The 10,145-nt window shown below is 48.2% G+C and carries 10 protein-coding genes and 1 pseudogene; 6 read left to right on the forward strand and 5 right to left on the reverse strand.

What is annotated here, in order from left to right; genetic code table 11:
- Positions 1 to 276 precede the first annotated feature (276 nt).
- The 3 genes from D1831_RS13165 to serC form a co-directional block, all read right to left on the reverse strand.
- Positions 277 to 1,941 (reverse strand): peptide ABC transporter substrate-binding protein, encoded by a 1,665-nt coding sequence (locus D1831_RS13165; protein ID WP_125073321.1) that lies wholly within the window; start codon positions 1,939 to 1,941, stop codon positions 277 to 279.
- 170 nt (positions 1,942 to 2,111) lie between these two features.
- Entirely contained in the window at positions 2,112 to 3,281 is a 1,170-nt protein-coding gene (locus tag D1831_RS13170) for a phosphoglycerate dehydrogenase (protein ID WP_125073322.1), read from the reverse strand.
- Positions 3,281 to 4,372, reverse strand: a complete 1,092-nt coding sequence (serC, locus tag D1831_RS13175) for a 3-phosphoserine/phosphohydroxythreonine transaminase (protein WP_125073323.1) — start codon at positions 4,370 to 4,372, stop codon at positions 3,281 to 3,283. The genes D1831_RS13170 and serC overlap by 1 nt, the downstream gene beginning before the upstream one ends.
- Positions 4,373 to 4,744: 372 nt before the next feature.
- Here serC and D1831_RS13180 point away from each other — a divergent pair, with 372 nt between their 5' ends.
- The 3 genes from D1831_RS13180 (at position 4,745) to D1831_RS13190 (ending at position 7,071) form a co-directional block, all read left to right on the forward strand.
- Entirely contained in the window at positions 4,745 to 5,368 is a 624-nt protein-coding gene (locus D1831_RS13180) for a histidine phosphatase family protein (protein ID WP_125073324.1), read from the forward strand.
- Between the two features lie 221 nt (positions 5,369 to 5,589).
- Entirely contained in the window at positions 5,590 to 6,579 is a 990-nt protein-coding gene (locus D1831_RS13185; protein WP_125073325.1) for an aldo/keto reductase, read from the forward strand.
- A gap of 270 nt (positions 6,580 to 6,849) precedes the next feature.
- Positions 6,850 to 7,071 (forward strand): hypothetical protein, encoded by a 222-nt coding sequence (locus tag D1831_RS13190; protein ID WP_125073326.1) that lies wholly within the window; start codon positions 6,850 to 6,852, stop codon positions 7,069 to 7,071.
- On the opposite strand, the gene D1831_RS13195 is transcribed toward D1831_RS13190, so the two are convergent.
- Both D1831_RS13195 and D1831_RS13200 read right to left on the reverse strand, forming a co-directional pair.
- Positions 7,068 to 7,424, reverse strand: coding sequence for an iron chaperone (locus D1831_RS13195; RefSeq protein ID WP_125073327.1), 357 nt, complete (start codon positions 7,422 to 7,424; stop codon positions 7,068 to 7,070). The two genes, D1831_RS13190 and D1831_RS13195, sit on opposite strands and share 4 nt — an antisense overlap.
- Positions 7,411 to 8,286 (reverse strand): NFACT RNA binding domain-containing protein, encoded by an 876-nt coding sequence (locus D1831_RS13200; RefSeq protein WP_125073328.1) that lies wholly within the window; start codon positions 8,284 to 8,286, stop codon positions 7,411 to 7,413. The genes D1831_RS13195 and D1831_RS13200 overlap by 14 nt, the downstream gene beginning before the upstream one ends.
- Before the next feature lie 108 nt (positions 8,287 to 8,394).
- On the opposite strand from D1831_RS13200, the gene D1831_RS13205 reads away from it, so the two are divergent.
- From D1831_RS13205 to D1831_RS13215, 3 genes and pseudogenes are all read left to right on the forward strand, one after another.
- On the forward strand, positions 8,395 to 9,582 hold the full coding sequence (locus tag D1831_RS13205) for an acetate/propionate family kinase (RefSeq protein WP_125073329.1): 1,188 nt from the start codon (positions 8,395 to 8,397) through the stop codon (positions 9,580 to 9,582).
- A 122-nt stretch (positions 9,583 to 9,704) separates the two neighbouring features.
- Positions 9,705 to 9,899: a small multidrug resistance protein gene (locus D1831_RS13210; RefSeq protein ID WP_125073330.1), complete on the forward strand. Its 195-nt coding sequence runs from the start codon at positions 9,705 to 9,707 to the stop codon at positions 9,897 to 9,899.
- Between the two features lie 111 nt (positions 9,900 to 10,010).
- A pseudogene (locus tag D1831_RS13215) lies at positions 10,011 to 10,145 on the forward strand (helix-turn-helix domain-containing protein); the annotation flags it as partial.

Consider the following 10,145-nt stretch of genomic DNA (forward strand, 5'->3'; position numbering starts at 1 on the left):
GGCCTTCACTGACCAGTTGAGCTAGCGCACCACGTTGAAAACGTGATAAAGTAGAAGTACCCAAAGTAATCACTCCTTATAGCTGGTTGGAATTAACTACTACCATTGTAAGAGATTGCTTTGGGCCTTTTTTTATTTTTGTTCGGATTAATTATAGAATTTGCCATTCCAATAAATAAGACGAATTTACGGCATTCCGGGTCAAACCGGGAAACGAACCGTAAATCCGTCTTATATTGTAAAGGATTAGTTCCGAAATAAATAGGTTAAAAACGACTACTTGGCCATGTAAGCGCTCTTGAAGTTATAGTTGATACCGGCCGTGTTGTAAACGAGCCCCTTTAACTTCGGGTTGACCATTTGGGCGATAACGTTTTGTGATAGTGGTGCCACCCCTTGATCGGTGCCCATGGTCTTTTCAGCCTTGGCGAGGGCGGCCCAACGAGCCTTAGTGCTGGTCGTTGAATTGGCCGTACTGATGGCGTTGTCGTAAGTTGAATTGGTCCACTTACCAAAGTTGTAATCGTTGGTCGACGTCATGATACCAAGGTCGGAAATTGGGTCGGCAAAGTCGGCTTGCCAAGCGGAGATAACCAACTGGAAGTTACCCGCAATTTCGCGAGCGATACGGGTCTTGTACGGAACGGTGACGCTGTTGACTTTCAAACCAGGAAGTTCCTTTTCCAACTGACCCTGAACGTATTCGGAGATGGCCTTCATCTGGTCGGTATCGTCGTGGGTCAACGTAACGGTCAGTGACTTTTTGCCAAGTTCCTTTAGGCCCTGTTTCCAAAGTCGTTTGGCCTTAGCGTTGTCCTGAGTAACCGCCGCGCTAACGGTGTTTTCAGTGGCAAAATCTTTACCAGTTGTCGGGTCGGTAGCCAGGCCGGTCGTGGCAAAGCCCTTAGGTTCAACCGAACCATCACCTAAAACGTCGTTAACAAGTTGTTTACGGTTAAGGGTCAACGACATTGCTTGGCGGACCTTAGTATTTGCTAAAGCTTTGACCTTCTTTTGGTTAAATTCCAAGTAGTTTAACCGCGACGATTTACGGATAACGAGTTTACTGTTGTTCTTTTCGTTTTTAACTTGTTGACCAGAAAGGACGGCGGCGTCCAGCTTACCACTCTGGAATAGGTTAAAGGCGGTCGTCGTTGACTTAACGACTTGGTCGTTGATCTTAGTCAGGTAAACGTGTTTTTTATCCCAGTAAGAATTGTTGCGTACTAAGCTCCAAGAAGAATTGGTTCCTTTCCAACCAGTCATCTTGAACGGGCCGTCGTAGACCATCTTGCTAGCGCTAGTCCCATACTGCTTGCCGTACTTTTCAACCGCGTGTTGGTTTTGTGGGAAGAAGACCACGAAGCCCATGAGGAGTTTAAAGTACTGCATCGGTTTTTCCAATGTCACGGTTAACTTATACTTACCGTCCGCTTTGATCCCTAACGTGGAAGGCTTGGCCTTTCCCTTAACGATCTTATCGGCATTTTTAATCCCCGAGTACAGGTAGGCGTATTGAGAGGCCGTCTTAGGATTAACGGTTCGCCGCCAACCGTAAACGAAATCTTGGGCGGTTACTTGATCCCCGTTACTCCACTTAGCATTTTTCCGTAACGTGAACGTGTAGGTCTTCTTGTCCTTTGAAACCTTGGTGCCCGTCGCGATCCCCGGGGTGGCCTTACTATTTTTACCTAATCGGTAGAGCCCTTCTTGCGAATTACTGATCATGGTCCCACTAATGACGTCGGTGGCTAACGATGGGTCCAGGGTCGTGATATCCTGTCCGTTTTCGGACCAATTCAGTACCTGGGTTTTGGCCATGTTGGCCGTGGTATTCCCGGCATTTTCCGAACTAGAACTTGATTTACTCCCACAACCTACTAATAATCCACCGGCAGTAACCGTTACGGTGGCCGCCGTTGCTAAAAATTTCCATTTCATAAAATATGTACCCCCTACAAAAAGTGACTAAGTATGATATAAAAATGAGAATACATTAAAAATAGATTAAAATCAATACTTAATTCTTTAATTATTTAAATATAAACCAGCAAAAAAGGCCGTACGACCAATGAATTAGGCGTACGACCGCATTAGAAAAATATTTAAATTTAGTTGTGGCTCAGTAACCGAACCCGGGTAACGGCTGGAATTGCGTTTAACGCGTCAATGAGTTGTTGGCTGCTCTGATGATCTAAATCATCGACGTCGATAATCGTATAAGCCGTTTTATCCTTAGCGGCGTTCGCCATCGTGGCAATGTTTAAGTTGGCCGTTGCTAGTTTGGAAGTGATCTGACTCACCATGTTCGGCACGTTTTCGTGGATCACGGTGAACCGGTAGGCGGCGTTGAACGGCACGTTTAAGTCGGGCAAGTTAATGGCGGCCTTGACGTTACCGGTCTCTAAGTAGGTCATGATGGTTTTGGCGGCCTGGGTTGCCCCGTTAACCTCGGCTTCAATAGTGGAACCGCCGATGTGGGGGGTGACGGTAACGTCTTGGCGATTGGCTAATTGGGGTTCACCGAAGTCGGTGTAGTAGTGGGCGACGTGACCCGCGTTTAAGGCCGTAACGGCGGCCGCGTTATCCACGATGCCAATCCGCGAGTAGTTGAACAGGTTGACGCCCGGTTGCATGGCGTTTAATTCGGTGGTACTGATTAGGTGCAAAGTATCCTCGTTTTTAGGGACGTGGACGGTGACGTAATCCGCGTCTTTTACGGCGTCCTTGATGCTGGCAGCCCGTTGGACCTGTTTGGCAATGTTCCAAGCAGCGTCGGCGGATAAGTAGGGGTCGTAGCCGATCACGTTCATCCCGAGGCTTAAAGCGGCGTTGGCAACTAGTGAACCGACGTGGCCTAAACCGATAACGGCTAACGTCTTGCCGAGCAGTTCGGTCCCGTTAAACTTGGTTTTGTCGTGTTCCGTCCGCTGGGAAACGTCGGCCTCGGTATGTTCGGCTGAATAGCTGGCGGCGGCCATTAAGTTGCGCGAAGCAATGACGAGTAAAGCGATGACGAGTTCCTTCACGGCGTTCGCGTTGCTACCAGGGGTATTGAACACGGCGGTCCCGTTAGCGGTCGCCGCTTCGAGGGGAACGTTGTTGACCCCGGCTCCGGCCCGAGCAATGACTTTGAGGGATTTCGGTAAGGTTTCTTGGTGTAAGTTGACCGAACGAATGAGGTAGGCGTCCGGCTGGTCCGATTGATTTAAGGCGTAATCCTTGGTGAAAGTATTCAGCCCGGCTTGGGCAATTGCGTTATAAGTTTTGACTTGATACATTAATTTAACACTCCTTTAGTGTGGGCGGCTTCAAAGGCCGCTAAGTAATCAACGAGGGCGGTTACCCCGGCAGTTGGCATGGCGTTATATAGACTGGCGCGCATGCCCCCAACTAACCGGTGGCCTTTGAGGTTTAGTAGTCCGTGTTCGGTAGCGCCGGCAATGAAGGCGGCGTCGAGGGCGGGGTCCCCGGTCACAAACGGTACGTTCATCGTGGAACGCGCGGCCGGTTCAACCGGGTTCCTGAATAACTGGGATTGGTCTAAGAAGTCGTAGAGTAGGGCCGCCTTTTGCTGGTTACGTTGTTGCATGGCAGCGAGGCCGCCCTGAGCTTTTAACCATTTTAAAACTAGTCCGGCCGCGTAAATGGCAAAAACGGGTGGGGTGTTAAACATCGAACGTTTGTCGGCAAATAATTGGTAATCTAACATGCTTGGCAGGTTTTGAGCGTGACCAATCAAGTCATCACGGACAATGACGATCGTTAAGCCGGCTGGTCCCAGATTCTTTTGGGCCCCGGCGAAAATCATCCCGAAGTCTTGGACGTTGTACGTTTGGCCCAAAAAGTTGGACGACATGTCGGCAACTAACGGAACGTTACCAGTTGCCGGTAACTGAGTGTACATCGTTCCTTCGATGGTGTTGTTAGTTGTAAGGTGAACGTAATCTAAAGTTGGGTCAACGGGTTGGGTCAGTGTTGGCAACGTGGTGTAATTTGTCGCGTGGGCACTAGCCAGAATATCTACCTGGGTATGGGTGCGTTGAGCTTCGTCGGCCGCCCGGCTAGCCCAGTGACCACTGTCTAACAGGCCGATGTGGTGGTGGGCCGTTGCTAAGTTAAGGGGCGCGGCCGTGAATTGTAGCGTCCCACCGCCTTGGAAAAAGAGAACTCGGTAATTAGCGGGAATTTGCATTAAATCCCGTAAATCTTGTTCAGCGTCGTTAATGACTTGGTCAAATAATTGGGAACGGTGGGAAATCTCCATGATACTCATTCCTGAATCTTGAAACGACGGTAATTCGGCTTGAATCTGTTGAACCACTGGTGTTGGCATGACGGCCGGACCAGCAGAAAAGTTATACGTTGGCATAAAAAAATCCCCACTTTCAAATAATTTGATCAGTTAACGACAAAAAAGTCCTCGTAGTCAATTCGACCACCAGGACTGTTAATTACTTAGTTATAACCGCCCTCGTCATCGAATGTGTTGAAACATCCGTGCTCGGGCTTGATTTGCTCACGCGAAATTAGGCCGACACAGATGTCTGTGTAGACCAGGAGGAGACGATTAAATTAGCATTACGATTAATAGTCATAAGTACCACTCCTTTAATTTCATGACTACAATTTATCAAGCATGATAAATTTTGTCAAGCCGACAAATGAGAAAAAACTATGGCATAATTAGGAAAAGCCTTTTTTATTAACCGGTATTTAATTTTACGGAAGGACTCTAAATCACATGACAACTTTTTACATTGTCCGTCACGGACAAACGACGGCTAACGCCCAAAATTTAAAGCAGGGAACGATCAACACGGCCATTACCCATTTAAATTCGGTGGGACAGCAACAAGCCCAAGAACTACACGCCGCCTTTGATATCAGCTTTGCGGATCAGCTGATCTGTAGCCCGTTAGACCGGACCAAGGCGACCGCCGCCATTTTAAACCGGGGCCGGGACCTACCATTGACGACGGACGAACGTTTACTAGAAATTTCTTACGGGCAGTGGGATGGTCAGGAAAACGCTAAGCTGTTAGCCGCTTACCCTCAATATTTCGACCCGGTGTTAAAGGACGTTTTGCCCACTTACGTTGAAGTTGCCACGGACGGCGAAACTTTTGACCACGTCGTGCACCGTGCGCAGGACTTTTTAACGGCGACGGCGGCTGAGTTTCCGGATGAGAAGATCATCGTGGTCACCCACGGTTTTACGGTTAAGGCGATGGCCCTAGCAGTCCTTCAACCACGGGACCCGATGAGTTTACCAGAACCAGAGAATACGAGTGTGACCAAAATCACCGTGGCCGGTGAGTCCCAACGTGCTTTTATGAGTTACTATAACCGGCACAGCGATTTCTAAGTTAGGACTTAACGGATTGGTTATTTCGGCCTACAATGGAAGTTGGCTTAAGGTAACCACGGACTGTTGCCCCATACCTTAAGTGACGTGTCAATCAGGCAGCAACAGCAGACATCACATATAAACTCCTAAGTGAGGCAATCCTGGCGTTTTGCGAGGACTGCCTTTTTATTTTGGATTATAATGTAACCGTTAACTATAATATGTGAGGTGGCTATTTTATGACGTATTCAGCAGCAGAGCACCGTTATGATAATTTACCGATTCGACGGGTTGGTCGAACTGGGTTACAGTTGCCGGTCGTTTCACTGGGACTGTGGCGTAACTTTGGTGATGAGCGTCCGTTTGCCAATTCCCGGCAAATCGTTCTCGACGCGTTTGACCACGGGGTCTTTAGTTTTGACCTTGCGAATAATTATGGGCCGTCGAAGGGATCCGCGGAACAAACTTTTGGGCAGATTTTTCAGGAAGATTTAAAACCTTACCGTGACGAACTGGTCATTACGACTAAGGCCGGTTTTCCGGCTTGGCCGGGGCCGTACGGGGCGTTCGGTTCCCGCAAGACGCTGATTGGCTCATTAGACCGCAGCTTAAAGCGGATGCACCTAGATTACGTGGACCTGTACTATTCGCACCGTCCCGACCCTAACATTGATTTGCAGGAAACGGCGCAGGCGCTTGACCAAATCGTTCGGCAGGGGAAGGCCCTGTACGTCGGTATTTCTAACTATGACCGGGACCAAACGGCTGAAATGATTGGGTATTTTAAGGATATGCACACGCCGTTTACGGTCAACCAGTTCTCGTACAACATGTTGCACGAAGAAGCTCAGACGACCGGTTTAATTGATTTGCTTGGTCAAAATAACGCTGGCTTAGTGGCTTACGGGCCGTTGGCGGAAGGTTTACTGACCCAGCGGTATTTGAACGGAATTCCCGCTGACTTTCCAATTCACCGGACCAACAAATATTTGTTGGTAAACGGGACCGAAGCGGTCGTTAAGCAGTTAAACGCCCTTAACGCGATTGCGCAGCAACGTGGGCAAACCTTAGCACAAATGGCTTTAGCTTGGTTACTGCGTTCTGAAGCGGTCACGAGTGTGATCATCGGGACGACTAACGTTGACCACTTACACGCTAATTTGGACGCAACTAAGCAATTGAGCTTTAGTGATGAAGAGGTTGCGGACATTAAAAAAATCTTGAAATAAAGTCAATTAAAAAGGTGATGCGGAAAAATAATAATTTCGCGCCGCCTTTTTTGGTGGTGAGTGTCGTAAATGAAACGGTCGTTATGACGTGCAAGTACCCGCAATGTTCGGTTATTCTGTTAGTTAACGGTGTAACTGGTTTTTCAGTGCAATTATCTAAACGTCGTCGTCGCCGTCCTGATAACGTCATCAAAATGTAATGATTAATTGCGAACGTACGTTCTAAAAATGTGCTATGCTTAAGCTACTATTTTCGATGAGGTGATCTGAATGGAACAGCTGAAACCAATTGAAGCTTCGTTGTTGCAAGCTTATGAATTAAATTGTGTGGTCCGGTTAACGTTAACGAGTGGTCAGCGTCCGAGTGGGCTAATTGCGGCCGTTAACGCATCGACGCTCCTGTTGAACCAGCAGGCCGGCGTTGTTAACCAAATTGCGCTCGGTGACGTGACCGCCATTGATTTTTTAAAGGAACCCTGGTGGCAACGTTAATCCAGAAGATCATAGTGCACTTCGATTTCGTGACGGCGGAAAATGGTTATGTTGCGGATTAAGTCGAGTGGTAAGGGGGCGTCCAGTGGTAGCTGGATGGCCCCCTTACTCGTGTGATAAGCCGTTAGTTGATCTTGAAAGGCCGTGACACCACTGGGAGTGGGATAGAGGCCCAAGTGATTTTTAAACAGGGCAAAATGAATGACGTTTTCGTGCCAGTAAAACGTGGGCATTTGGTAACGAATGCGTTCATCAGCTTCCGGCAGAACGTCGCGAATAGTTTGACGCAGGGCCCGTAATTGGGGTTGATAGATTGCCGGTGATTGGGCAATGTAGCGTTCAATCGGGGTCATGTTGATCCTCCTGCTCACGTAATTCGTGGACGAGTGCGGGGTCGGGACTGACGGTAATTGTCCGGGCGGGACCACTAAACGTGACTAATCCGGACTTGGCGCCCTTGGGTTTATGCATTTGACCAACTTTGAGGCAGTCGACCGGTACCCGCTTCATTTGACGGCCCTTACTGTAGTAGGCCGTTAAAACGGCAGCTTCTTGCAGTGTTCGTTCACTGGGGTGGTTGCTGTGAATGACGACGTGGGACCCCGGAATTTCACCACCCGCGTGCATCCAATAGTAGTCTTTACGGGCGGTCAGCGTGAGGTGGTCGTTTTGGTGACTATTTTTACCGACTTCTACTAACACGTGATCGTGGGTGTAAAAGCGGCGGGGGTGGGCCGGTTCCGGTGCCTTTGACGAATGGAGCACGTGGGTATGAATGACGCTTTCCGCGATTAACGCGTGTTTAAGTTGTGCGACCTGTTCGGGGTCGGCGGGATCAAAAGCGGCCTGCCGGGCAAGCTGTTGTTGTAATTCGGCCGCGGCCACTTCCCGGTTGTGAATGACCGTGTTGCGGCCCCGCTTACTTTTCCGGTACCGCCGAAAGTAGTCTTCGGCGTTAGCCATGATGGTTTTAGTCACGTCCAGTTTGATTGTTAACTTGGTTGCGGGTTGACGATAGTCGGGTAACTCGACAAAATGGTGGTGGCCGTTAATTTGACTGGCGTAAGTTTTAAGCAACGTGCCCTTAACTTGTAACTCGGTAGCATCGGGGATGTGGGCGATGGCCCGGTCTAACGATTCAATTTGTTTTTTAGTGTGGTGAATCTGGTGTTTAAGTCCATTTTGCACCAGTTCGACGTCTGAATTAGTTGACATGAGAGCGTTCCTTTCCGGAGAATTGATTAGTTTTATTATACATCTTGAAAAATAGTTCACCATTTTTCAGAAAAGTCCGGTATTCTATTATTGGGAGAGTGATTGAGGATGCAAAAAACATTAATTATTAACGCGGGTAGTTCGTCGCTGAAGTGGCAATTATTTGAAATGCCCGCCGAAACGGTGGTTGCGAGCGGCTTGGTCGAACGGATCAGCATGCCGGGTTCGATTTTTACCATCAAATACGGTGATCACCAGAAATACGAAACGACGGTCGACAACTTAGATCAGATCCACGCGGCCAAGCTGATGTTATCAGAACTGCAACGCTTGGACATTATCCAGTCGTTAGATGAAATCACGGCCGTGGCACACCGGGTCGTTGCGGGTGGCGAAACGTTTAAGCACGCCGTTGAAGTAACGCCGGACGTGCTGGAAGCCATTAAGGGGCTCAGCAACTTTGCCCCGCTACACAACCCGATGGAGGCCGTTGGTATTGAAACCATGGCACAGGCGCTGCCGAACGTTAAACAGTACGCCGTTTTTGACAGTCAGTTCTTTACTGACTTACCCGAAAAAAACGCCATTTATAGTTTACCGTACGACCTGACGAAAAAGTACCATATTCGCCGGTACGGTGAACACGGCATCTCCCACGGTTATTTGACCGGCCGGGCGGCTGAATTATTAAAGAAACCCAAGGAGCAGTTGGACCTTGTAACGCTGCACTTAGGGAGCGGGGCGTCACTAGCCGCGGTTAAAAACGGGAAGGCTTACGATACGTCAATGGGCTTTACGCCGCTGACTGGGGTAACCATGGGAACCCGGGCCGGGGACGTCGACCCGTCGATTTTGCCATTCTTAATGCAAGCTGAAAAAATTAGTGACCCGAACGAAATCATGATGATGTTAAATAACGAATCCGGGTTACTCGGTATTTCTGGCATTTCACCCGACATGCGTGAAATTAAGGCCCAGGAAGCCACCAACCCGCGGGCCAAATTAGCCGTGGAAATCTTTGTTAACCGGATCGTGAAGTACGCGGGAAGCTACCTAACCGAATTAAACGGGGCCGACGCGCTGATCTTTGCGGGCGGCATTGGTGAACATAACGACCAACTCCGGCAACAAATTATCGATAATTTGAGTATTTTCGGTCTAAAACTAGATCCAGAACTAAACGCTGCGGGTCGTGAAGGCCTGATCAGTAGTGCTGATTCCAAAATTAAAGTGATGCTGATCCCAACCAACGAAGAGTTAGCAATGGTTCGGCAAGTGGCCGCGTTACAAGATTAATTAAGCTTCCGTTAATTTACGGCAAATGATTAGGTGTTTAAATTACGCCATGCTAGACTACTTTTTGAGGAGACAATTAATTGTCGACCGTAAGGAGGGAAGCTCCTAGCAGGAGCGCTACAATGATCGGTTTTTTGATTGCTTTAGTGATTGGTTTTTGGTTGCTAAAAGTTGTCTTTAAAATTGGTTTTAAATTACTCGGTTTAATTTTTACCGTAATTATCGGCTTGTTTTTAATTCGAATCGCGTTATGGGTCGGGGTGGCCGTATTGGCCATCGGCGGCGTCATATTATTTGCGAGTCCGTTTCAAAGTTAATTTTAAAAGTTAAAAAAACCTGGCAACGCTTAGTTTTAGACGTTGGATATACTCCTCTTTGGGTAGACAAGCAAATAATCAAAGCTTGCCTACCTAAGGAGGAGTTTTTCTATGGGCAGAAAAGGTTCTCGCTATACGATTAAAGAGAAGTTGTTTTACATTGGTCTAGTTACTCAGGGAATGGCTCCTAATGCCGTTCAAAGAAAATATGGAGTTGAACATAGTCAAGTAAACCGATGGGTAAAG

The organism is Lactiplantibacillus garii (assembly GCF_003885105.1).
Lineage (GTDB): Bacteria > Bacillota > Bacilli > Lactobacillales > Lactobacillaceae > Lactiplantibacillus > Lactiplantibacillus garii.